Annotated in this window: 18 protein-coding genes; 3 read left to right on the forward strand and 15 right to left on the reverse strand. The window is 64.7% G+C overall.

All coding sequences use genetic code 11. The features are described 5' to 3' along the window. Nucleotides 1–3: 3 nt before the first annotated feature. Complete coding sequence (locus VFZ66_07745) at nt 4–3117, reverse strand: hypothetical protein (GenBank protein ID HEX6289068.1); 3114 nt, start codon at nt 3115–3117, stop codon at nt 4–6. Nucleotides 3118–3401: 284 nt separating this feature from the next. Here VFZ66_07745 and VFZ66_07750 point away from each other — a divergent pair, with 284 nt between their 5' ends. Continuing rightward, nucleotides 3402–4424, forward strand: coding sequence for an SEC-C domain-containing protein (locus VFZ66_07750; protein ID HEX6289069.1), 1023 nt, complete (start codon nt 3402–3404; stop codon nt 4422–4424). 163 nt (nt 4425–4587) lie between these two features. Here the strand turns inward: VFZ66_07750 and gmhB are convergent, their stop codons facing one another. From gmhB to VFZ66_07765, 3 genes are read right to left on the reverse strand one after another with little or no spacing between them, the layout of a single operon-like run. After that, the gene (gene gmhB, locus VFZ66_07755; protein ID HEX6289070.1) at nt 4588–5163 is read right to left on the reverse strand and encodes a D-glycero-beta-D-manno-heptose 1,7-bisphosphate 7-phosphatase; all 576 of its coding nucleotides are present in this window, start codon (nt 5161–5163) and stop codon (nt 4588–4590) included. Continuing rightward, complete coding sequence (locus tag VFZ66_07760; protein ID HEX6289071.1) at nt 5153–5761, reverse strand: D-sedoheptulose 7-phosphate isomerase; 609 nt, start codon at nt 5759–5761, stop codon at nt 5153–5155. The genes gmhB and VFZ66_07760 overlap by 11 nt, the downstream gene beginning before the upstream one ends. A 9-nt stretch (nt 5762–5770) precedes the next feature. Beyond that, nucleotides 5771–7036, reverse strand: a complete 1266-nt coding sequence (locus VFZ66_07765) for a glycosyltransferase (protein ID HEX6289072.1) — start codon at nt 7034–7036, stop codon at nt 5771–5773. Nucleotides 7037–7369: 333 nt separating this feature from the next. Between VFZ66_07765 and VFZ66_07770 the strand changes: the two genes are divergently transcribed. Then, a complete protein-coding gene (locus tag VFZ66_07770) occupies nt 7370–8584 on the forward strand; it encodes a S8 family peptidase (protein ID HEX6289073.1) in 1215 nt (404 codons plus the stop codon). A gap of 117 nt (nt 8585–8701) precedes the next feature. On the opposite strand, the gene cphA is transcribed toward VFZ66_07770, so the two are convergent. The 4 genes from cphA to VFZ66_07790 all read right to left on the reverse strand — a co-directional run bounded on the left by cphA (nt 8702) and on the right by VFZ66_07790 (nt 14848). Continuing rightward, entirely contained in the window at nt 8702–11446 is a 2745-nt protein-coding gene (cphA, locus tag VFZ66_07775; protein HEX6289074.1) for a cyanophycin synthetase, read from the reverse strand. A gap of 224 nt (nt 11447–11670) precedes the next feature. Further along, complete coding sequence (locus VFZ66_07780; GenBank protein ID HEX6289075.1) at nt 11671–12504, reverse strand: cyanophycinase; 834 nt, start codon at nt 12502–12504, stop codon at nt 11671–11673. A gap of 399 nt (nt 12505–12903) precedes the next feature. Next, nucleotides 12904–13821 (reverse strand): CoA ester lyase, encoded by a 918-nt coding sequence (locus tag VFZ66_07785; GenBank protein HEX6289076.1) that lies wholly within the window; start codon nt 13819–13821, stop codon nt 12904–12906. Between the two features lie 70 nt (nt 13822–13891). Then, on the reverse strand, nt 13892–14848 hold the full coding sequence (locus VFZ66_07790; protein ID HEX6289077.1) for a PAS domain S-box protein: 957 nt from the start codon (nt 14846–14848) through the stop codon (nt 13892–13894). Between the two features lie 310 nt (nt 14849–15158). Here VFZ66_07790 and VFZ66_07795 point away from each other — a divergent pair, with 310 nt between their 5' ends. Further along, a complete protein-coding gene (locus VFZ66_07795; protein HEX6289078.1) occupies nt 15159–15623 on the forward strand; it encodes an SRPBCC family protein in 465 nt (154 codons plus the stop codon). Between the two features lie 214 nt (nt 15624–15837). On the opposite strand, the gene VFZ66_07800 is transcribed toward VFZ66_07795, so the two are convergent. The 7 genes from VFZ66_07800 to VFZ66_07830 form a co-directional block, all read right to left on the reverse strand. Further along, nucleotides 15838–16362: a JAB domain-containing protein gene (locus tag VFZ66_07800; GenBank protein HEX6289079.1), complete on the reverse strand. Its 525-nt coding sequence runs from the start codon at nt 16360–16362 to the stop codon at nt 15838–15840. 103 nt (nt 16363–16465) lie between these two features. Next, the gene (locus VFZ66_07805; GenBank protein HEX6289080.1) at nt 16466–16639 is read right to left on the reverse strand and encodes a hypothetical protein; all 174 of its coding nucleotides are present in this window, start codon (nt 16637–16639) and stop codon (nt 16466–16468) included. 12 nt (nt 16640–16651) lie between these two features. Continuing rightward, on the reverse strand, nt 16652–17425 hold the full coding sequence (locus VFZ66_07810; GenBank protein HEX6289081.1) for a methyltransferase domain-containing protein: 774 nt from the start codon (nt 17423–17425) through the stop codon (nt 16652–16654). Between the two features lie 253 nt (nt 17426–17678). Beyond that, nucleotides 17679–18416 carry a hypothetical protein gene (locus VFZ66_07815; GenBank protein HEX6289082.1) on the reverse strand — a complete coding sequence of 246 codons (738 nt, stop codon included), beginning with the start codon at nt 18414–18416 and terminating at the stop codon, nt 17679–17681. A gap of 182 nt (nt 18417–18598) precedes the next feature. Further along, complete coding sequence (glcF, locus tag VFZ66_07820) at nt 18599–19945, reverse strand: glycolate oxidase subunit GlcF (GenBank protein HEX6289083.1); 1347 nt, start codon at nt 19943–19945, stop codon at nt 18599–18601. After that, complete coding sequence (locus tag VFZ66_07825; GenBank protein HEX6289084.1) at nt 19945–21213, reverse strand: FAD-binding oxidoreductase; 1269 nt, start codon at nt 21211–21213, stop codon at nt 19945–19947. The genes glcF and VFZ66_07825 overlap by 1 nt, the downstream gene beginning before the upstream one ends. A gap of 100 nt (nt 21214–21313) precedes the next feature. Continuing rightward, nucleotides 21314–22762, reverse strand: coding sequence for an FAD-linked oxidase C-terminal domain-containing protein (locus VFZ66_07830; GenBank protein ID HEX6289085.1), 1449 nt, complete (start codon nt 22760–22762; stop codon nt 21314–21316). Nucleotides 22763–22800: the final 38 nt, after the last annotated feature.

The raw sequence follows: 22800 nt of genomic DNA on the forward strand, positions 1-22800 counted from the left end.
TTGCTAGCGCTGAACGTCGATCTCGTCGAGGATGATCATGCTACCTTGCGCCTGCGCCCCGCCGACCGGCAGGCGCTCGCCCGTCGCGGCGCTGTACAATCCGACCACCAGCCGGTAGCGGCCCGGCGGCGTGGCCGGATCGAGCTTAAGCGGGATCGATTGCCAGATGCGGTCGTCGGGCTGCCACGCCTGCGACGGCCACCAGTCGCCGCCAGCAGCGCCGTCCCACGCGGCCCATTTATGATCGTCCGGCCCAAGGATCTGCGCGAAGACCAGCAGCGGCTCCGCCACGGGCGCGGCGACAAGCCACTGCACGCCCAGACGCAGATCGGCTCCGGGCTGGATCGGCTGCGGCGCGAGCGTGTAGCCCGCCAGCCGCGCGGGTCCGACCGTCGCATCGAGCACGCGCTCAGGCCGGGCCACGCGCGCAAAAGTCGCGTTGGCGTCGATCGGCTGGATCGCCGTGATCTGCCCTGCCTGTCGCCGGAAGCGCACAAACGGCACGCGCCGGACCAACCCATCGCCGTGATAGAGCCAGAGCGCGCCGAAATACTCGCCGTCGCTCACATCGCCGGGCTGGATCGGCACCGGGCCGCCGTTCAGCGTCGCCCTGAGCGCTTGCAGATCGAGATTCAGCGCGGCGGGCTCGTTGGCGCGCACCGCCAGCGTGCCCCCGGCGTAGCGGCGCGGCGTCCGCTCGCTGATCTCGTACAGCTCCAGGCCGAGATGCAGCACATCCCGCTGCGCGCCGGTCACGTCGATCATGGTCGTCACCGTGGGAGCGCTGGCCTCCGTTGTCGTGCGCAGCGCCAGCGTATCCGCGAGCTGCTCAACGCCCGCCTGTCGAGCGCCTGGCCGCAACAACTGCGCCGAGCGGACCACGATCGGCTCGTGGGAGGCCGCTAGCTCAAGTGTCAGCGGCAGGCTCCACGGCTGTGTTGTGATGCGGCTCACGCCCCGCGCCAGATCAAAGCGCTGCGTCTGTCCGTTCGCGCTGAGCGTGAGCGTCTGCGGCGCAGCGCTGGCAAGATCCAGCGCCAGCATCCGGCTCTCTCCGTCGCCATCGGCTTCGAGCGGCTGCCAGCTCAAGCGCTCACCGTCGCGGTCGATCCCTGCATACAGGCGTAGCGACTGGCCCGGCGGCACCGTCTGAAAATCGCCGTGTGTCAGATCCTGCACCTCAAGGCTATCCAGACCCTCGCGCAGCGAGCCGGTCGCGGGCGTGTACGAGGCCGCGCTGCCGCTGAGAAACGCACCCGCATCGTCGGGAGCGCGGTAGAGCGCCATGCGCGGGCTGCGAAAAACGACGGAGTCCGGATCGAAGCCCCAGGCGCGCGGATCGTCGCTCGGATGCATCAGACCGTAGGCCGCCGCTCGTCCGGGCATCAGCCGGTTGAAGACCGCGAAGCCGGTCTGCCCACGCCCGATCCACGGATGGCCGTACAGCCCCAGCGACGCGATGCCCAGCCCGGTGCCGCGCAGCTCAGGATGATCGACCAGCAGCACCGTGCCGCTGTCCTCAAGCGGACGCAGCGCGCCGACAAAGTCGATCAGAGCGCGCGACGCCAGCACGGGAGCGCGATACGTTTCCAGCAGCCGGTAGTTACTCCAGCCGGTCATCCCCAGCGCCAGCAGCGTCAGCGCCGCGCCTGCCGCCAGATTCAGCGGATGTGCGAGGCGCGCGGCGTGTGGTCGACGATCCAAAAGGCTGCCCAGGCCGACGCCCGCGACGCCCAGCGGCACGAAGCTCAGGTAGCTCACGCCCTTGTAAAAGCCGTACGGAAAGGCGATCACGTAGCGCAGGCCAAGCGCGTACAGCAGCGCGAAGGCCAGCAAGCCCAGCGCCGGGCCGCGCCAGATCGCGCCGCGCCACAGCGCCACGCCGATGCCAGCCAGCAGCGCGCCAAGCGCGAGCCAGCTCAGCGCCGACAGCCAATCAGGCCCGTCCACCGCCAGCGCGAGATGATGAAACGTCTCTACACCCAGCAGCTCGGTCGGACGGGCAAAGCGCTCGCCGCCGATCGAGGGCGTCTGGATACGGTAGACATCGAAGAAGGCCACGGGCGCGCGCCAGTGTGCCAGCCAGCCCAGCGCGAGACAGCCGACCATGATCGCCAGGCCGCGCAACACCACCGCCAGCTTCGCCCGCTGCGTCGCCAGCGCCCACACGCCAAGCCCGCCCGCCAGCGCGCCGTAGGCCAGCAGCGCAGGATGATACGACAGCGTCAGCGCGGTCGTCGCGGCGATTGCGCCCGCCAGCGCCAGCCCGTGCCCTCGCCAGAAGCGACGCGGATCGCCCGAATTGCCAGGCAGACAGCAGGACGCGAGCGCCAGCAGCGTCAGCAGCGTCGCCAGGGGGACCAGCGGCATCGACGAGACGTGCATCGCGAAGTTGTTGAAGCCGATCCACAGCAGCAGCTCGTTTCCGCCGACCAGCAATGCGCCCAGCGCCGCGCCCTTGACATTCGCGCGCAGGCCAGCCCGCAGCACCAGATAGACCGGCGCGACCGCCAGCGACCGCAGCAGCGCCAGCAGCAGCGGAAACGTGCCGACCGGCGACCAGCCGCCGAGCAGATCGACGACGCCGTGCAGATACGAGTACCCGATCGCCCGCACGCTGGTCGGCTCGGCCAGAATCACGTTCAGCAGCGGCGCGGGCGCTGCCGAGGATAGGCTCAGATAGCTGTAGTCTTGCAGGTAAGCCGCCAGCGGCAGATAGAACTCGATGTCCCAGCCGTGGCCGATCGGCGCGAGGTAGCCTGCCCGGAGCAGCGGCACCACGCCCAGCACACCCGCCACCAGCCCGATCGCCACGATCAGCAGCGTCTCGTTCAGCGGCGCGCGCGGCAGACGCTCGCGAGCTTTGAGCAGCCGCCAGATCCCCAGCGCCACCGCGACACCCGATGCGACAGCCAGCGCGTGGCGCAGCGTCAGACCGACATTGAGGCCATAGTAGGCGATCAGCACCAGCAGCGCGTAGCCCCACAGCGGCATCAGCCAGAGCTCGTAGGGCTTGAGCGCGGGCGGCGTCAGCCAGCGCCCGATGCCGTAGCCGAGCGCGCCCAGCAGCGCCAGCGCGACGGCCCAGACGCCCAGAATCGAGACGAGGACCGTCATGAGCAGATCCACCGCCGCCGGATTGTCCAGCCCGCCGATCTGAGCCGCAGATCAGCTATCTTTATCAAGCAACACCATTGGCTATCGTGTGGGGAGCAGCGGCGTTTCAGCATCTACCAACCGTAAAAGCGCTCAGCTCGCAACTAGAAAAGCCCACGTGCTGGGCTTTGAACGGGGCCATTATACCACGGAGCTTTCGACGTTCGACACGTCAGGACCGCTGCGCTATACTCTGCTGCGCCGTTCTGAGCTACGATACCTGGCATTTGGGATACGGAGGTTCTATGCCCAGCATTGGTCGCAACGATCCCTGCCCCTGCGGCAGCGGCAAAAAGTACAAGCAGTGCCACGGCCCGATCGACGCGGAGCGCGCCGCCGCGCTGCGCAAGCTCAAGCAAGCGCCCGATACGCTCTGGCCCAAGCTGATGGATTCGCTCGATCGGTTTGGAACTGCGGTGCCCGCCACGCTTAGCCTGTTCTGGAACGACGCCTACCGCACGCAAGATATTCAGGAGCTTGATCAGCGCGAGGATCGCGGCAGCGAGCGGTTTCTGACGTGGTTTGCCTTCGATACGGTCAACGAGGAAGGCCAGACGCCGGTCGAGCAGTTGACCGCCGATCCTGAGGGGCTGGAGCTAACCGAGGCGGAGGCGCAGGTGCTAGCAGGCTGGAAGGATGTGCGCCTTCAGCCCTATGAGATCGTCGAGGTCCGCAAAGGTCAGGGCATGCGCGTGCGTCCGCTCTTTGGCGAGACGCTGATCGACGTCGAGGATCATGCGGCCTCAAAACGGCTTCAGGCTGGCGAGGTGCTGATCACGCATCTGGTGCCCGCCGCAGACACGCATTTTATCGCAGGTGCCGCCGCGCATCTCACGCCCGACACCGTCGATAAGCTGCGCGAGTTTGCCGAGGTCCATCTGCAAGACGTGCAGCAAGCGCAGCCCGACGCCACCTACGACGACCTGATCCGGTCGCGATCGTATATTTTCAACCATTTCGTGATGGCGCTGCCGCGCGAGGAACACGATAACACTTCGCTCAACGAGCTTGTAGCCAGGACGCGCGCGACGCTCAGCATGACGGCGGAGCAGATCGGCTTCAAGGGCGGCACGAGCGAAGCCGCCGATGCTGCAACTGACCGGCCTGTCTCGGATGCGGAGACGGTCGCGCTGGATGTGGACGCCGATGTGCATGGCGTCTCCGGTCTGAGCGACACCAGTTCCACGCTTGAGAGTGGCGGCGCGGAAGCCGCCGAGCAGCCGAGCGGTACCGACGAGCCAAGCGCCTATCAGGGCCAGGACGACTAGGCCGAGCGGCAGGGGAACGAGAAGGAAACAGGGGAACAGGGGAACAGCGGGAGAACCGAGAACCGGCACTGGCTGCTCCCCTCGCCTCTGCCGCAGGCTGCGCAGGCGGGCTGCTGCCTGCGCGGGACAGGGGTGAGTGCCTGGACGAGCCCAAGGAACAGCGCTACACGCGATCGTGTGCCAGGATATATTCCACAGCCGCCGCCACATCGTCGACGATCGCGTCGGGCTGCGCGCCGTCGCCGTCACGCACCTGGTCCTCATAGGCCGCGCCGTAGCCGCTGCGCACCAGCACGGTACGGCAGCCTGCCGCGCGGCCCGCGCCAATATCGCCGCCCGTATCGCCAACCAGCCAGCTTCGCGTCAGGTCGATCCCGTGCTCAGCTGCCGCTTGCAGCAACATACCCGGCTGCGGCTTGCGACACTCGCACGTGCCCGAAAAATCGGGATGGTGCGGGCAATAATAGATCGCGTCGATGCGTGCATCCTGGGCGGCTAGCGCCTGCGTGAGATGCTCGTGCAGCGTGTGGAGCGCCGTCTCGTCGTAGTAGCCGCGCGCGATGCCCGCCTGATTGGTGACGACGATCACCAGCCAGCCTGCCCGGTTGAGCGCGCTGATCGCCCGCGCCGCGCCCGCAACCAGCACCAGATCCTCGATGCGGTGCAGATAGTTGACCTCGACGTTGAGCGTGCCGTCGCGATCGAGAAACACTGCGCGGCGGCCTGCGCTACGTCCCACAGCCAGACCCGAAGATCGCCTCCTCGATCAGATCGCACAGCAGATGCCCGACGATCATATACACCTCCTGAATTACGAACGACTGTTGCGCGGGCACGACCAGCGCCGCGTCGCAGAGCGGCAGGACTGTGCCGCCGTCGCGGCCCAGCAGCCCCAGCACGGCGCAGCCTTTGCGCCGCGCCACCTCCGCCGCTTTGACGATGTTCGGCGATGTGCCGCTGGTCGTCAGCGCGACGAGCACATCGCCCGGCTGCAAGTGAGCCTCGGCCTGCCGCGAAAAGATCTGGTCGTAGGCGTAATCGTTGGCGATAGCCGTCACCGCCGATGTGTCGGTGTGGAGCGCCAGGGCTGGCAGCGGCGGACGATCGATCAGATAGCGCCCGACCAGCTCTGCGGCGAGATGCTGGGCATCGGCAGCCGAGCCGCCGTTGCCGCAAAAGAGCGCTTTGTTGCCGCGCCGGTAGCACGCTACCAGCATCTCGGCCATGCGCGCGATCTCCGGCGTTTGCTCATCGACCACCCGCCGGGCCATCGCGATATGCGCCTCGAACTGCTGTCGAATACGCTGCTCGTATCCGCTGGATGCTTGAGTCTCCACGATGTTGTATCACTCCGCTTGCGAGTTTCGAGTTTTGAGTTTCGAGTTCAACGCCTCATTTGTTCTTTGTTCTCCATCAGGCGAGGGAGAAGGAATAGTGGGGGACGCACCGGGCTGGGTGCCCAACGGGCACGGGCATGGCACCCTCCCGGCCTGGCGGCGTGCTAGCGCCTCCTCGTACACCTCAAGCGTTCGGTCGATCATATGCGCGTGGGTAAAATGATCGGCAACCCGCCGCTGTGCCTGCGCGCCGAGTCGTCGGCGAAGCTCGGGATTGGCAAGCAGCACCCGCAGCGCGGTCGCCAGTGGCAGCGGATCGCCCGGCGGCACGACAAAGCCGCTCACGCCGTGCTGGTTCACGACGCTGGTGCCGGTGCCGAGATCGGTGCTGACAACGGGACAGCCCGCCGCCATCGCCTCAAGCTGGACGATCCCGAACGCCTCCGCGCGCAGATGCGACGCCAGCACGAACACATCGGCGGCTCGATAGTACGTCGGCAGGTCGGCGTCGGGCACGTGGCCCGCGAAATGGACCCGCCTGGCGATGCCAAACGCCTGAGCCAGATCGCGCAGCCGTTGCTCCTCCGGCCCGGCCCCGACGATGAGCAGCGTCGCGTCGAGCTGCGTGAGCGCGTCGAGCAGAATATGCAGCCCCTTGTAGTAGCGCAGCACGCCCACAGACAGGATCAGGCAATCGCCCGCCGAGCGGGTATAACGCCGCCGCAAGGCAGCCACGCCCGCCTCCGCCACATCCGCGAAGCGCGCCGCATCGACCGACAGCGGCACGATCCGGCATTTGGCGGCGTAGCGCCGCAGAAACGGCGACGACTGTACGTACGGCTCGCTCGTCGCGATAATCCGCTTCGACCGTCGCAGCGTCCACTCAAGCAGCGGACGGTACAGGCGCAGCAGCTTGCGCTGGCGCACGATGTCGCTGTGGTACGTCACAACCAGCGGCGCGTCCTTGATCGCATGAGCGGCCAGATCGCCGGGGGGGTAGGGCATGTGCAGATTGACGAGATCGGCTTGCAGCGTGCGGGCATACCGAACAAGCTCGATGCTGAGCGGCGTGGATGCGGCTTTCCAGATGCGCCCGGCTTTGACGACTTGCACGCCCTGACGCTGCTCGACGACGGTGCCGCGCCCGGTGTTGGTCACAAGCACGCTGACCGTATGACCCCGTGCGGCCAGTCCCTCGGCCAGGACCTTGACATGATTTTCGATGCCGCCGACGACCGGATCGTAATCTTTGTAGATCTGAACGATGCGCAGGATTGCTCCTCCTCCACGACCTTCGGATTATAGCATAGCGCCCTGGTGTGCCAGCATTTGACACAATAACTGTACTTTAATTCACAATATTGACCTTTATTAAACCATTTGGTATGCTGCACGCTATCCTGCAGGACCAAGCCACCGCTGCCGTGCCAGCGTCGAACGTTCCGTTAGCCCATCTTAAAAACAATCCCTTTTACGGCAACTTAAGGAGAAGTGCTGATGAAGCGCTACGTGAGTGCTCTTTTGCTCGCTGGTCTGACGATTGGCATGTATAGCCCCCAAGCTGAAGCGGCCAAAACCTCATCAAACTATGTTCCTAATGAAGTGATTGTGCAGTATCGCGACGGCACGACTGAAGCCCAGCACGCAACGGCGCGCGGGCGCGTAAAAGCTGATCGCAAAGAAGATCTTCGCACGCAGGGCAGCGGCGTCTCCAAGCTCGAAGTGATCGTACTGCGCGAAGGCAACGTTCAGAGCGCGATCGACGCGCTGAAGAGCGACGCCAACGTCGAGTTTGCCGAGCCGAACTGGATCTATACCCACAGCGCGACAGCTACCGATCCGTACTTCACCAACGGCTCGCTCTGGGGCATGTACGGCGCCGGCACAACGCCCGCCAACCAGTACGGCTCGAACGCGGCGGCGGCATGGGCGGCAGGCACGACCGGCTCCAAGTCGGTCTATGTCGGCGTGATCGACGAGGGCATCCAGTACACGCACCCCGACCTCGACGCTCAGGTGTGGGTCAACCCCTTCGATGCGGCTGACGGCGTGGACAACGACGGCAACGGCTATGTCGACGACGTTCGCGGCTGGGACTTCGCCAACAACGACAACACGATCTACGACGGCGGCTCGCGCGGCAGCCTCGACGATCACGGCACGCACGTCTCCGGCACGATCGGCGCGGAGAGCAACGGCGCTGGCGTCGTCGGCGTCAACTGGAACGTCACGCTGATCTCGGCCAAGTTCCTGGGCCGCGCCGGCGGCACCACGGCCAACGCGGTCCGGGCCGTCGATTACCTGACGAACCTCAAGACCCGCCACGGCCTGAACATCGTCGCGACCAACAACTCGTGGGGCGGCGGCGGCTACTCGCAGGCCCTCTACGACGCGATCAACCGCGCCAATAGCGCGAACATCCTGTTCATCGCGGCGGCTGGCAACAGCGGCAGCAATAACGATACGACGGCGAGCTATCCGGCGAACTACGATCTGCCCAACGTCATCGCGGTTGCCGCGATCGATCGGAACGGCGCGCTGGCAAGCTGGTCGCAGTACGGCGCTCGCACGGTTGACCTTGGAGCGCCTGGCGTGGCGGTCTACTCGACCACCGCGTTCAACCTGTACGAGTCGTACAGCGGCACCTCGATGGCAACGCCGCACGTCACCGGCGGAGCAGCGCTCTACGCCTCGACCCATCCGGGCGCAACCGCAGCGCAGATCAAGAACGCGCTCTTGAGCAGCGCCGTGCCGACCGCGTCGCTTCAGGGCAAGACCGTCACAGGCGGACGCCTGGACGTGAACGCGGCGCTCAGCCGGTAGTTTCCAGCACAGCCTCTCACAGCACGACGGCGCGGATGTTCCGCGCCGTCGTCTCGTGTTTATGATTCCTGGCCTACGACTGACCCGTATCGCCGAGCACCCTCAGCCGCCTGATCGTCAGATTCCTTCAGCGCCTTCGACGGGCGGGCCGCTAAACTTCTGCGGATCGCGGTTGAAATAGATGATCCGCTTCCAGACCGGCGTCACCTGATCGGCGAAGATCACCACCAGATCGTTTGGCCGGGCCTGCCGCAGCGCGTGGTCGACAGCCTCTAGCTCCGGCAGGATCGTCGTGATCTGCGCTTCCGGCAGCCCGCCGTTGAGCGCGCCCTGCTTGACCAGCTCCGCCGTCTCGCCGGAGCGCCGCCCGCGCAGGCTGTTATCCTGCTTGATAATCAGCCGATCGAACATGCGCGCGCCAAGCTCGCCCAGCCGGATCAGATCTTGATCGCGGCGGTCGCCCGCGCCGGAGAGCACGCCGATCACCTGCTTGTGGTTTGGCCGCAGCTTCGCCACAAGATCGACCATCGGCTCAAGCGCCGCCGGATTATGGCCGTAGTCCATGATCACGCGGAACGGATGCTCATCGAAAATGTTGAGCCGTCCGGGCGTCTGGTAGAACGACGTGGTGAACGTGCGCAGCGCCTGGCGAATCGTCTCGACTGGCACCTCCAGCGAGTAGGCGATTGCGGTCGCCGCCAGCGCATTCGCCACGTTGACGCGAGCCTTGCCCTCAAGCGTCGCCGGGATCAGATGCGTCCAGAGCAGCGGAATATACTGCTCCTCGTCGTAGATCGCGATCATCTCGCCGCGCACGCCCTGCTGAAGCACCACCGCGACGCCACCCTCGGCGATGTGCTCGCGCAGATGCTCAGGTCCGTCGTCGCCGCCGTGCATCGAGAAATAGGCGATCCGGCCACCCGCCTGCTCGCGCATGCCCACGGTCAGCGGATCGTCGGCGTTGAGCACGCTGGTGCCGTTCTTCTGCACTACCTCTACCACCAGCGACTTGATCCGCGCCAGATCTTCGAGCGTCTCGACGCCGCGCAGCCCCAGGTGATCGGCCTGCACGTTGAGCACCGCGCCGACATCGCAGCGGTCGAAGCCCAGGCCCTCGCGCAGAATACCGCCGCGCGCCGTCTCCAGCACCGCCGCCTCGATCGTTGGGTCTTTAAGCGCCATGCGCGCGCTCCACGGCCCGGTCAGATCGCCGCGCATGTACAGCTCGCCGTCGATATAGATTCCGTCGGTCGTGGTCAGGCCCGTGCGCAGGCCGTGCATCTTGAGCATATGCGCGACCATCCGCGAGGTCGTCGTTTTGCCGTTGGTGCCGGTGATCGCCACGACCGGAATGCGGCTCGGCGCGGTCGGCGGGAAGAGCATGTCGATCACCGGCCTGGCGACGTTGCGCGGCGTGCCCTCGGAGGGCTGAAGATGCATCCGAAAGCCCGGCCCGGCGTTGACCTCGACGATCCCACCGCCGCTCTCCCGCAGCGGCGCGGAAATATCCGGCGAGATAATGTCGATGCCCGCGATGTCCAGGCCGATCACGCGCGCGGCACGACGTGCGATCTCGATGTTGTCGTAGTGGATCTCGTTGGTCCGATCGATCGCGGTGCCGCCCGTGGAAATATTCGCCGTCGAGCGCAGGTAGAAGACCTCGCCCGCAGGCAGCACGGTATCGAGCGTGTAGCCCGCATGCTCCAGCAGCCGCTCGGCCTGATCGTTGACCGTGATGCGCGTCAGCACCTTCTCGTGGCCGATGCCGCGCCGGGGATCGCGGTTGACGATCGCGATCAGCTCGGCGATCGTGTGCTTGCCATCGCCTTTGACGTGCGCGGGAACGCGCTCGGCGACCGCCACGACCTGATCGTTGATCACCAGCACGCGATAGTCCTTGCCGCGCAGATAGCGCTCGACCAGCACCTTCGAGCGGTACTGTGCCGCCTGCTCATAGCCCCAGCGCACCTGATCGGCGTCGTGCAGGTTGAGCGACACGCCGCGCCCGTGGCTTACATCGAGCGGCTTGGTGACGACTGGATAGCCGATGCGCTCGGCGGCGGCGACCGCTTCGTCGGCGGAGCGGACGACGATGTTACGCGGCACCGGCAGACCAACATCATCCAGCAGCCGATTCGTCAGCTCTTTGTCGCTGGCCGTCTCGACGGCGATGTTCGAGGTATGGCCGGTGACGCTGGCGCGGATGCGCTTCTGGTGCTTGCCGTAGCCCAACTGCACCAGGCTATGATCGTCGAGGCGGATCGCCGGAATACCACGGCGACGCGCCTCCTCGACCAGCGCTCCGGTCGTCGGGCCGAGCGCCAGCCGCTCCGCCAGCCGGATCAGATCCTCAAGCTCGGCTTTGAAATCAAGTGGCGCGTCCGGCTCCAGCACTCCCGCGACGCGGTCGGGCGTGAGCAGATCGAGGCCCTGCACGCCCTGAAGCTCCGGCGGCAGCAGATGATTGATCAGCCGTAGCGCCAGACGAGCCGCCAGCAGGCCCACGCGCTCCTCGATGTACGAGTAGACGACGTAGTAGATTCCTTCGGCCTCGCCGCTGCTGCGGGTCTTGCCGTAGGTCACGGGCGTGCCCGCCAGCGATTGCAGCTCCAGCGCGATATGCTCGGAGATATGGCCGATCCACGTCCCCTCACGCAGCCGACGTACAAAGCCGCCGGCCTCACCGTAGGAGCAGCCGTGCTCGTGCAGCGTCGGGATCAGCTCAAGCAGCCGGTCGTTGAACGTGCCGAGCTTGCTGGAGGGATAGTCTTCGAGCTGTCCCAGATCGAGCTTAAAGCGAATGACCGGGCGGTAGCCGTACGGATTCGGGCCACGATAGACTCGCGTTTCAAGGACACGCATGGAAGCACCTCAATAAACGAAGAACAAAGAACGGGCGCCCTCTGGGCAAACAAAGAACCGAGTGCCAGACCGGGTGCCCTTTGGGCATGGTACCCCGGCATGGGCACCCGGCACACCAAGAACCGGGAACTCAGAACTTTGAGCCTCCGGCCCCGATGCGTGATCCCTAAGCTCTGATCTCGTTGTTCCGTTGTTCTTTGTTTGCTCCTTTGTCTGCCTGCCACTCAAATACCCTCGCCTTCGGCGTACAGACCCGCCTCGAACGGCAGTGGCGGCGTCGCCGGGATTACAGGATCGCGGTGTGTTATATCAAATTGATAGCCATGAGTGAGCAGATGGAAGCGCATGTTGTGGATCGCCAGCGGCGCGTGATCCGAGATGCGGTAGATGTCGTTATAGCTCATGTCGGTGCCGTCGACAACTGTGACCGAGCCTCGGCCAATCACGGTCATCATGCGCTGCCCATCGACTTCGATCGCGGTGTCTTCGTCGAGGCCAACGCCCAGCAGGTAGGGGTTGTGCGCCAGGGCTGTCACCAGCCGCCCGGTGCGGCCACGCGCGCCAAAGTGCTGATCGACCAGCAGCCGGTTGATCAGGCCCAGCCCCGGCGCGAAGTGCATCATCGATTTGCGGGGCGTGATGCCGCTCAGGCCGTAGGCCATCATATGCTGGCAGACGGCGGAGGCTCCCGCGCTGGTGCCCGCGACCACACAGCCGCCACGGTAGGCGCGGCGGATGCGCGTCGCGGCGGGCGTGCCCCCCAGGATCGTCATCAGCTTGAGCTGATTGCCGCCGGTCAGAAAAATGCCGGTCGCATCGGCGATCGGCGCGAGCATCGACTCGTCGCAGCACTGCTCGCGCGAGTAGAGCTTGAGCACATAGACCTTCGCCGCGCCCAGCTCAAGGAAGATGCGCTCGTAGATCTGCGAGACAAGCTCGTAAATCTCCGAGGCCGTAGCGATAATCGCGATGTGGCTATTCGTGCCACCCGCCAGCTCGACAAACCGGCGGAGAATCGTGCGATTGCCGACTTTATCTTCCGCACCGCCGATCATCATCAAGGTGCCGGTATTTGGAAAGGGCTCGGTGCCCGCCGGATCATAAGAATAAGAAGCCGTCATGAGGGCGAATTGTAGCATAAAGACGACATTCGTTGAGACGAATGCCGCCCGCTTGCTTTTCCAGGAATTCAGAGGTCCGGAGCGCAAGGAAACAAAGGAGCAAGGAGGTTGAACGTTTTGTTCTTTTGTGCTCGTGTTCTTTTATTCAGCTCTCAGCGCTTGGTTGGTGGTTCTCGTCTTGTTCTTTGCAGGAGTTACGCAAAAAAACTGTTCTTGGAGCGGCTTTTAGCCTGCGGCAGCAAGGAAGATTCGCTGCTGTGGCACACAACACAACCTTGACCAATGCCGTACCGCTCTGCCGAAGACAATGCGGCCACTGCGTAAGTCCTGGTTTCTTTATCGCCCCCGGCCCGCCGCACGGCCTTTTGCCAGCACGCGCTCGGCCATTTTGAGCGAGGCCGCGTCGATCAGATCGCCGTCCAGCGACACCGCGCCGCGCGACTCGCCGCCTAGCGCCTGCTGGTAGCGATCGTGGATCTGCTGCGCGCGGGCCAACTCCTGCTCCGTGGGCGAGAAGATCGTGTTGATCGGCTCGATCTGACCGGGATGGATCGCCCACTTGCCGTCGCAGCCGAGCATACGCGCCAGCATCGCGCTCGTCTTAAGACCCTCGGCGTCGGTGTACACGCCGTACGGCCCGTCGATCGCCTCCAGCCCGGCAGCCTTGGCCGCGACGACCATCCGGCTCAGCGCGGCGTGCCAGATATGCCCCGGATACTGCGTCACATGCTCGCCGATCGTCAGCATGGGAGCGCCGATCGACGCCGCGAAATCGCCCGGCCCGAAGATCAGCGCCGCCAGGCGGCGGCTCGCCGTGGCGATCTGCTCGACATGGGCCATGCCCTGCGCGCTCTCGATCTGCGCTTCGATCGCGATGGGACGGGTCAAGCCTTGCTTCATCTCGATCTGGCTCAGCAGCATATCGAGCATATAGACATCGCCCGGCAGGTTGACCTTGGGCAGAACGACCACGTCGAGATTGTGCCCCGCGCCCTCGACCACCGTGATCAGATCGTCGTAGAACCACTGCGAGGTCGTCGCGTTGACCCGCACGGCGCGAATTTTGCCGCCCCAGTCGTTCTCGTTGAGCGCTTTGATGATCTGCTGACGCGCCTGCGGTCGCTGGTCGGGCGCGACCGAGTCTTCAAGATCCAGAAAAACCAGATCGGCGCTGGTCGTGAGCGCTTTGGCGATAAACCTGGGGTTGCTGCCCGGCACCGCCAGCTCCGTACGGCGCGGTTGCGTATTCGTCACGATCGTCTCTCCTCACGGTGATCTCGCTTGACAGCAGAGTATACACCATGCGCGGCGATCGTCTGCAACCTTACGGGCGGACTTTGAATCGCAGCCCGCTGCCGCCTCGGAACTGCTCGACGGCGTAGGCGATGCCGCTCTGAAGATCGGCGCGCGTCTCCAGGGTGCCGAGATCAACTCCCAGGCTGACCAGAATCTGCGCGATCTCCGGACGAATGCCGGTGAGCACCGCGCGCGCGCCGAGCAACTGCACCGCCTGCGCAGCCTGGACCAGAATATTTGCAACCTGCGTATCGACCACCGACACGCCCGTGATGTCGATCAGCGCCGTCTCGGCACGGCGCTCGGAGACACCCTCCAGCAGCGTCTCGACGATCTGCTGTGCCCGCCGCGAGTCGATCGCGCCGATCAGCGGCATGACTACCACCTGATCGCTGATCGGGATCAGCGGCGTGGACAGCTCGCGCAGCGTAGCCTCCTGCACCTGAATCATCTCGTTCTGGAGCCGCTGGCGCTCCTCCTCAGCCCGTTTGCGGACGGTAATATCACGAACACTGCAAATAATCTGTATAGAGTCCTCGCTTTCCAGCGGGCTCAAGCTGATCTCGATCGGAAACTCGCTGCCGTCCTTGCGCCGACCGACGAGATCCAGGTCAAAGCCCATCGGGCGGAGGTGCGGATCTGAGACATAGTTGCTGCGATGAGTGACATGCCGCTTGTGGAACCGCTCAGGCAGCAGTATATCGACCGACTGATCGAGCAGCTCGTTTCGATCATACCCGAAGAGATCCTCGACCTGATGGTTGACCAGCAGCATAAATCCTGCCTGGTCGGTGATAATGATCGCATCCGGGGCGGACTCGATCAGCCTGCGGAAGCGATCCTCGGCACGTGTGCGCATTGCTTCGCTCGCGCGCAGCCTGGCGGCAATATCCTGATACTTCGATAACGCCCGCTCCAGCTCATCGATGCGCTGCCGCAGCAGGTCGACGTCTTCGTCTGTTGGTGGTAGGGAAGGGTAACTCATCGTAGCACGTGGCGCTAAAGCCACGTCCTCCTTTTCGATACAAGCATCAGGGCAGCATGGAGGGGGATGGTATTCGGTCGGTATGGCACATCGCACTATAGTGGAGCGCAACCCACACGACAATATGCATTTGGTAACTCTCCCTGCTAACCTCTTTATCCCCGGTAGTAAGGGCTGCACGGGTTTAATGATTTTGATGATCTTCCAGAGCGCTGGCGAGGGCACGCCACACCGCCACGCCTTACGAACTCATGGCACAGCTTTTGCACATGATTTGCCATATCTAAACCATTAGCTGGAGGGATGAGGTATGGCGAACATTGAAAAATCGATCGACGTGAATGTGCCGGTGCGCGCAGCCTACAACCAGTGGACCCAGTTCGAGGAGTTTCCAAAATTCATGGAAGGCGTGCAGGAGGTCAAGCAGCTCGATGATAAGCGCCTGCACTGGCGCGCGAATATCGCGGGCAAGGAAGAAGAGTGGGACGCGGTGATCACGGAGCAAGAGCCGGATATGCGCGTGGCCTGGACGAACACGACGGGCGCACGCAACGCCGGTGTGGTCACGTTCCACCACCTCGACGATAACAAGACGCGCGTGATGTTGCAGCTCGACTACGATCCCCAGGGCGTGGTCGAAAACGTCGGCAGCGCGCTCGGCTTTGTGGAGCGCCGCGTTGAGGGCGATCTTGAGCGCTTCAAGAAGTTCATCGAGTCGCGCGGGCATGAGACTGGCGGCTGGCGTGGCACGATCGAGCAAGAGCACGGGCGCTAGCGAGCGACGAAAGAGCAAGGGATCGCAAGAACAAGCGACTAAAGCGAGAACCAAGGGCCGAGCACCAACGGCTCCCTTCTCCCACTGCCGTGGGAGAGGGCCTGCAACTCGAACTTTGAACTCAAACCGCTGGTCAACGGATTACGTGATTCTGCGCTAGCGCAGCGGCAACGGACGAGCAGGGGGCGTGCGTCCCCTGCTTCGATCACCATCGCTAGGCAAACAAATGTGGGGCGACCTCCCGCAGCGAGGTGTAGCCCTTCTGGGTGTAGATAATATGATCGAGCAGCTCGACATCGAGCTTGCGACAGCCGTCCATCAGCCTGGCGGTGATCAGCGCGTCGCCCTCGGAGGGATCGAGCTGCTCCGACAAGTGGCTGTGTGCGACGACCACGCCCATCGCGCGCAGCACCACGATCTTGCGAAAAATCGCCGTGGCATCGAGAGCCGCGCAATCCCGGCTGCGGGATACGATCGTCTCATAGCCGATGATGTCGCGCGCCTCATCCAGGGCAAGCACCAGGATATGCTCACGCTTGCGGTCCAGGGTGGCAAAGATGATGCGGAGGATTTTATAGAGCGGCACGGGAGTATCCATGCCAGCGGCATACTTCGGCGTAATCCTCAGCCGTAGCATACTCCGGCCTGTGCCCTGGAGCGCTGCCGACCTAGCCGGATCGAGCGTCTGATCCGGCATCGCATCGACCAGATGATCAAGATTGTCCTGCTTCTTACTCATGCCACACCTAGCAAAACTCACATCCGCAGACTGTACGACGGATGTGAGTGTATCACGATGCATCGGTAGTAGCAATTCGGCGTCGATCCTCGCGCTGCCTGGACTAGCCCAGGAACTTACAGAGCCACATCGACTGGGTATACACCGGAAGCGGTCGAACGATACGGCCCATCACAAACACCGATCCGAGAATCGCCGCTGAGATCGCAAACTGGAGCAGTTCGGGAATATTGACGCCCGCAAGCTCTTTCAGCGCCAGCTCAACGCCGATCGCCACCAGAGCGACGATCTACCGCCGACAGAAGAAGATCGCCTCGCCGTGCGAAAGCCCCATCCGCTCGATCTCGGCGGCGCTGACCAGATCCTCCGGCCTGATCGAGAACACATCGAAGCCCGCCTCGGCCAGCCGATCGCTGAAGTCGTGCCCGTAGCGCCGCACATGATCGTGCTGCCCGAAGAGCTTTTCGCGCTCGATCGGGTCGGTGATCGATGGATCTTCAAAGGTCTGCTCCCCAAAAATCGGCACCAGGATGATCGCCTGTCCCGTGCTCGCCAGAACGCGATACAGCTCACGCATCGCCTGCCGATCATCGGGCACGTGCTCCAGCACATGGCTACAGTAGACTAGATCGAAGCTGCTGGCGGCGGCAGGAATGGCGCACAGGTCCATGGTGATCATCGCCTGTGGATCGTAGAGATCGGCGCTCACGTACTCGATGTGCGGCAGCGCCTTGAACTTCGCCGCCAGCGCAGGCTCCGGCGCGATATGCAGCAGCCGCCTGCGCTCCGAGCGCAGCAGATCAGCCTGGGTCTGCAAGCAAAGCCAGACCCAGCGGTGACGCTGCAACGATCGGCAGATCGGGCACCAGGCATGATACGGACGATGCAGCGCCAGGAAGCGGCGAACGCTGCTCCGACACAGCGGGCAATAGTGCTGCTCGCCGCCAAAAACCCGCTTACGCAGCCCGACCGGCAGCCTGAACAGCAGCGTTGCAAGCAGAAAATCTCGAATTCGGCTCCATCGATCCGGCGCGTGGAGCGTATTTTTAATCCGTATCAGCATAGCTCGATCCTTGAGTACAGGCGTGGATGGCGGCTGCCGATTATCTGCCGGGCCATCCGCTGGCACACACGATGGTCGGCAGCAGCGGCCTCGTCGCGGGGGACAAGTATAAACGGCTGCGGATAAAACGACAATCCAGCCGTAAGCAGCGCGATCGACGATGCCTGCGTGGCGCGCAACAACACCAGCCCCGGCGTTGTCGGATGACGCCGGGGCTGGCGAGCTGTAGAGATGCGCGCTTAGCGTGTTTCGGTCATGTGGTGACGCCAGCCTGTGGCCTCTGGAAGAACGTGCCGGGGCTCCACGGAGCGCCAAGGACCGGCAGCAAGAACCGATCGACGCCGATGTATCCGGCCACTTTCCAGGCCAGGATCAACCCAATCGCGAGCGTGAAGAGCAGCGGGTTGGTCGATGCGGAGCCTGCCAGCATGAAGCTCATATTCATCAACGCGCCGAAGAAGGCTGCGACGCCCACGAGCGCGCCGACGATCAGCGCAACGCCTACCAGCAGCTCTCCAAAGGCAACCAGCGGAGCAAACCACGTCTCATGACCGCCGTTGAGCAGCCCCTGCAAGAAGTCGCGATACCAGTCGTACGTCACGGGCGGACGGCCCTGTTCGGGAATGCTTGCGGCTCGCTCCCAGTAGGCCCTGAGCGACGTGCCCTCCATCCACTTAGGATCGATGATCTTGTGCCGCCCGGCATCGAACCACTCATAGCCCAGGTACACACGCGCGCCAAGCCAGAGCGGTGCCGAGCGCGGACTCTCGAAGAGAAAATGGGTGATGGTGGGATTGCGAACCGCGATGGTGTCCTGGCGCGGGTCGTAATCGCGCATCAGCCACCATCCTGAGCCGACAAACAGCACCAGCCCTGCCAGCAGTGCCAGCGCCTGCATCCCACCGCCGAGCGTCTCCGAAGCCGTGCCCAGGCGGAAAAGGTAAAAACCGACAAATGCCACAGCGGCTACAATAATAATCCGCGTTCGCATGATCTTCCTCCTTGTGGTATCGAGGTGATGGTCGTCTACCTACACCCTGCTCCGTACCACGTTACGTATAGTGTAGGAGCGAGCGGCGAGCGCATCGTGAATATTTGGTCATCGCAGGTGGTTATTTACCCACCAAAAAAGCTCCCATCGACGGATGGGAGCCTGTCGCACTATGTGCTATGCTAGCGCCGCGCCAGAGCCGCCGGCAGCACGCCGCGAATTGAGGCGTCGAGCAGCTCGACGGGATGAACCGCAGGCATGGGACGGCCCGCGCGCCGCAAGCCGTTCATGATTTGCAGCAAACAGCCGGGATTGCTCGTCGCCAGCAGCTCTGCCCCGGTTGAGAGCACATGCTGCACCTTGCGGTCGGCGAGCTGCTGGGCTGGCTCCGGCTCCACCAGATTGTAAACGCCCGCCGAGCCGCAGCAGATCGCCGCTTCGGGGATCTCACAGATCTCAAGGCCGGGGATCGTGCCTAAGACCGTACGCGGCGCGGCGCGCACGCCCTGCGCGTGCTGCAAATGGCAGGCGTCGTGGTAGGCCACGCGCAGATGCAGCGGATGGCGCGGCGCGCGCGGCTCCAAGTCCGCCAGCACCTCGGAAATATCTTTGCACCTGGCGGCGAACGTTCTGGCCCGCTCGGCGTAGGCCGGATCGTCGCGCAGCAGGTAGCCATACTCCTTGAGCGTCGAGCCGCAGCCCGCCGCGTTGATCACGATCGTATCCACATCGGCGCGCTCCCACACGTCGATCATCCGCCGCGCCAGATCGAGCGCGCCCTGCTCCTGCCCGGCATGGACCATCAGCGCGCCACAGCAGCCCTGCTCCGGCGGCGCGACGACCTCGCAGCCTTCGGCGGCCAGCACCCGAGCGGTCGCGGCGTTGACATCGCCGAAAAAGACACGCTGCACGCAGCCCAGCAGCAGCCCAACCCGCCGCCTGCGCGTGCCATTCGCGGCGGTGCGCGGCGGCACGTTGGCGCGCAGCGCGCCGAGCGAGATCGGCGGCAGGAGCGTCTCCATCGCCTTGAGCCGCGCGGGAAGCACATTCAACACGCCCGATCGCTGGACGACCTGCCGCAGCCCCGACGCCTGATAGAGCCACAGCGGCGCGGCCAGCACGCGCAGCCGGTTGGGATACGGAAAGAGCGCAAACAGCATCCGCCGAAAGAGCTTGTCGGGCAGCGAGCGTGGATAGTTGCGCTCGATCTGCGCGCGCGTGGCCTCGATCAGCTTGTCGTACTGCACGCCCGACGGGCAGGCTGTCAGGCAGGCCATGCAGCCCAGACATTGATCGAAATGGCTCACATACGTATCGGTCAGCGCGGCCCTGCCCTCGTTGCCGAGCTTCATCAAATAGATCCGCCCGCGCGGCGAGTCCATCTCCTCGCCCCACAGCAGATACGTCGGACAGGTCGGCAGGCAAAAGCCGCAGTGGACACAGTCGTCGATCAGCTCCGGCGACGGCGGATGAAACTCGTCGAAGATGCTGATCGGGCTGCGGGTATCTTCGCTCACGGCCTGCGCCATCAGATGCCTCCTACAAAACGTCCTGGGTTAAGCACGCGCTGCGGATCGAACTGCTCTTTGACACGCCGCATCAGCGGCAGCGCGCTTTCATCCGCGCCCCACACATCCAAGCGCGCTTTCACGGCAGACGGCGCATGGAGCGCCGCGAGCGAGCCATGCAACCGTCCGACTTCGGCCCGCAGGATGCTCAGCGCCGCCAGCAGCGCCTGCTCGTTCGTGGCCGCAAGCCGCAGCCAGCCCACGCCCGCTGCCTGCGCGAGCAGCTCCCACGATAGCCGCAGCGGAGCCGACACGCGCCGAATCGTCTGCACCAGCGCGTCAAGCTGCGCGGGCAGCACGCTCGCTTTGCAGATCAGCGCCAGATCCGCGTCGTCCCACAGCGGCTCGGCGGTCGGCCAGGCTTCGGGAGCGAGCGGCTGGGAGGCGATGCCGGGCGCAAGCCGCGCGAGCTGCTCTAGCTGCGCGTCGAGCGCGGCGGCGATGCCCTCGAAGCGGAGATCGAGCGCGGGCGCTGCGCCCTGCCGCGCGTGGAGCTGCACGCCGCTCGGTGCCAGCGTCGAATCGAGGACGCGCAGCAGCACCGGGTGAAGCGCGCTCACCTCGGATGCGCTCAGGCGCACACAGGACACATGCGACGGCAGCGGGTAGAGCCGAAACGTGGCCTCGGTGATCACGCCCAGCGTGCCGAGCGCGCCCGTCATCAGCTTGGGCAGATCGTAGCCCGCCACGTTTTTGACCACCTTCCCGCCGCTGCGGGCCAGCGTCCCATCCGGCAGCGCGATCGTCACGCCCAGCACGAGATCGCGCAGCGTGCCGAAGCGCGCCCGCAGCGCGCCGCTGTCGTTGGTCGCCAGGATGCCGCCGATCGTCGCCGTAGCGGGCCAGAGCGGATCGAGCGCTAGCCGCTGACCATGCTCGGCCAGCACGCGCTGAAGCTGCGCCACCGTACAGCCCGCCTGCACCGTGGCGGTCATATCGGCCCAGGCGTGCTCCACCACCCGATCGAGACGACGAGTTGAAAGGATCAGATCGACGCGCCGTGGTGGATTACCCCAGCCCAGCTTGGAGCCGCCGCCGCGCGGCGCGACAGATAATCCTGCATCTCTGGCAAGGCGCAGCACCGCCGCGACCTCCGCCGCGTCGCCCGGCTCGACTACCACCTGCGCCGGTACGCCGTCGATCGCGTCGGCAGCCGTCGCCGGACGCACGTGCTCCGCTCCCACAAGCGCGCGCAGATCGGCTTGCAACGTTTCGGCGTCTACCATCATCGGCGCTCTCTGCTCCTTATGCGAGTTTCGAGTTCTGAGTTTCCGGTTCTTGGTTCTTATCCCTTTGTTCTTTGTTCTTCTTGGTCCCTTGTTCCTGCGCTCAGAACAACTCCGCCACGCCTGCCTGTTCGAGCGGATGCGGCTCGTAGCGGCCCTGTTTTTCGGCGCAGAGCCGGGGTCGCGGGAAGACTTTGTCGGGATTGGCGAGATGCTGCGGGTCGAAGGCGCAGCGCACCAGTTGCATCGTGTCGAGATCGGGCTCGGCGTACATCGTGGACATATACTTCTGCTTCTCGCGACCAACGCCATGCTCGCCGGTGATCGAGCCGCCCGCCTGCACGCATAGCTTGATGATGTCGAAGGCCAGCGTCTCGGCGATGTGCTCCTGGCCGGGCACGCTGCGATCGTAGAGCACCAGCGGATGCAGGTTGCCGTCACCCGCGTGAAACACATTCGCGACGCGCAGCCCGGCTGCCTCGCTGAGCTGCCGGATCTCGCGCAGCACGCGCGGCAAGGCCGTGCGCGGGATCACGCCATCCTGCACGATGTAGTCGGGCGCGACCCGGCCCATCGCGGCGAAGGCGGCTTTGCGGCCCTTCCAGACGACCATCCGCTCGGCCTCGGATTGCGCCAGGCGGATCTCCCACGCGCCACATCCGCGACAGATCTCGGTGACGCGCTCCATCGACAGCGCGACCTCGGCGGCGGGACCGTCCAGCTCCACCAGCAGCAGGGCGTCGCACTGGGGATAGCCCGCGTGGACGGCGGCCTCAGCCGCCTGGATGCTCAGCGCGTCCATCATCTCGATCGCGGCGGGCAAGATCCCGGCGGCGATGATCTCGCTCACGGCAGCGCCCGCCTCGTCGGTCGAGTGAAACGCCGCCAGCAGCGTTTGCACCACCTCCGGTCGCTTGACGACGCGCAGCGTGATCTCGGTGGCGATGCCGAGCGTGCCCTCGGAGCCGACGAAGACGCCCATGAGATCGTAGCCGGGCGGATCGAGCGTCTTGCCGCCAAGCTGGACGATCTCGCCGTCGGGCAGCACCAGCTTCAGGCCCAGCACATGATTCGCGGTGAAGCCGTACTTGAGGCAGTGCGCGCCGCCTGAGTTTTCCGCGACGTTCCCGCCGATCGTGCAGACCGACTGTGATGACGGATCTGGCGCGTAAAAATAGCCAAACGGAGCCACGCGCTCCGTCACGTCGAGGTTGATCACGCCCGGCTCGACCACGACTCGCGCGTTGGGAATATCGACCTCAAGGATGCGATTCAGGCGGGACAGGCTGATCACCACGCCGCCCTCGACCGGCAGCGCGCCGCCGCTGAGGCCGGTGCCGGAGCCGCGCGCCACGAATGGGATGCGCTCGCGGTGGCAGACGCGCACCACCGCCTGCAAGTGCTCGCCCGACGCGGGCAGCACCACCGCCGAGGGCACCACCCGCAAGTTCGTCAGGCCATCGCACTCGTAGGTCCGCAACTGCTCAGGCTCGGCGATCAAGCCATGAGTCCCGACGATCGCGCGGAGTTCATCGATGATACGCGGATGCATGATTCCTGCCCCTCTCCTGGCGAGCGCGCCCTAGAGCG

It is taken from the genome of Herpetosiphonaceae bacterium (assembly GCA_036374795.1).
Taxonomy (GTDB): Bacteria; Chloroflexota; Chloroflexia; order Chloroflexales; family Kallotenuaceae; genus LB3-1.

What these genes read in the sequence shown, in the direction of transcription:
- VFZ66_07745 (HEX6289068.1), bottom strand. Translation starts at nt 3,117, where the DNA reads ATGACGGTCCTCGTCTCGATTCTGGGCGTCTGGGCCGTCGCGCTGGCG.
- VFZ66_07750 (HEX6289069.1), top strand. Translation starts at nt 3,402, where the DNA reads ATGCCCAGCATTGGTCGCAACGATCCCTGCCCCTGCGGCAGCGGCAAA.
- cphA (HEX6289074.1), bottom strand. Translation starts at nt 11,446, where the DNA reads ATGCGTGTCCTTGAAACGCGAGTCTATCGTGGCCCGAATCCGTACGGC.
- VFZ66_07780 (HEX6289075.1), bottom strand. Translation starts at nt 12,504, where the DNA reads ATGATGATCGGCGGTGCGGAAGATAAAGTCGGCAATCGCACGATTCTC.
- VFZ66_07790 (HEX6289077.1), bottom strand. Translation starts at nt 14,848, where the DNA reads ATGAGTTACCCTTCCCTACCACCAACAGACGAAGACGTCGACCTGCTG.
- VFZ66_07795 (HEX6289078.1), top strand. Translation starts at nt 15,159, where the DNA reads ATGGCGAACATTGAAAAATCGATCGACGTGAATGTGCCGGTGCGCGCA.
- VFZ66_07800 (HEX6289079.1), bottom strand. Translation starts at nt 16,362, where the DNA reads ATGAGTAAGAAGCAGGACAATCTTGATCATCTGGTCGATGCGATGCCG.
- VFZ66_07810 (HEX6289081.1), bottom strand. Translation starts at nt 17,425, where the DNA reads ATGCTGATACGGATTAAAAATACGCTCCACGCGCCGGATCGATGGAGC.
- VFZ66_07815 (HEX6289082.1), bottom strand. Translation starts at nt 18,416, where the DNA reads ATGCGAACGCGGATTATTATTGTAGCCGCTGTGGCATTTGTCGGTTTT.
- glcF (HEX6289083.1), bottom strand. Translation starts at nt 19,945, where the DNA reads ATGGCGCAGGCCGTGAGCGAAGATACCCGCAGCCCGATCAGCATCTTC.
- VFZ66_07825 (HEX6289084.1), bottom strand. Translation starts at nt 21,213, where the DNA reads ATGATGGTAGACGCCGAAACGTTGCAAGCCGATCTGCGCGCGCTTGTG.
- VFZ66_07830 (HEX6289085.1), bottom strand. Translation starts at nt 22,762, where the DNA reads ATGCATCCGCGTATCATCGATGAACTCCGCGCGATCGTCGGGACTCAT.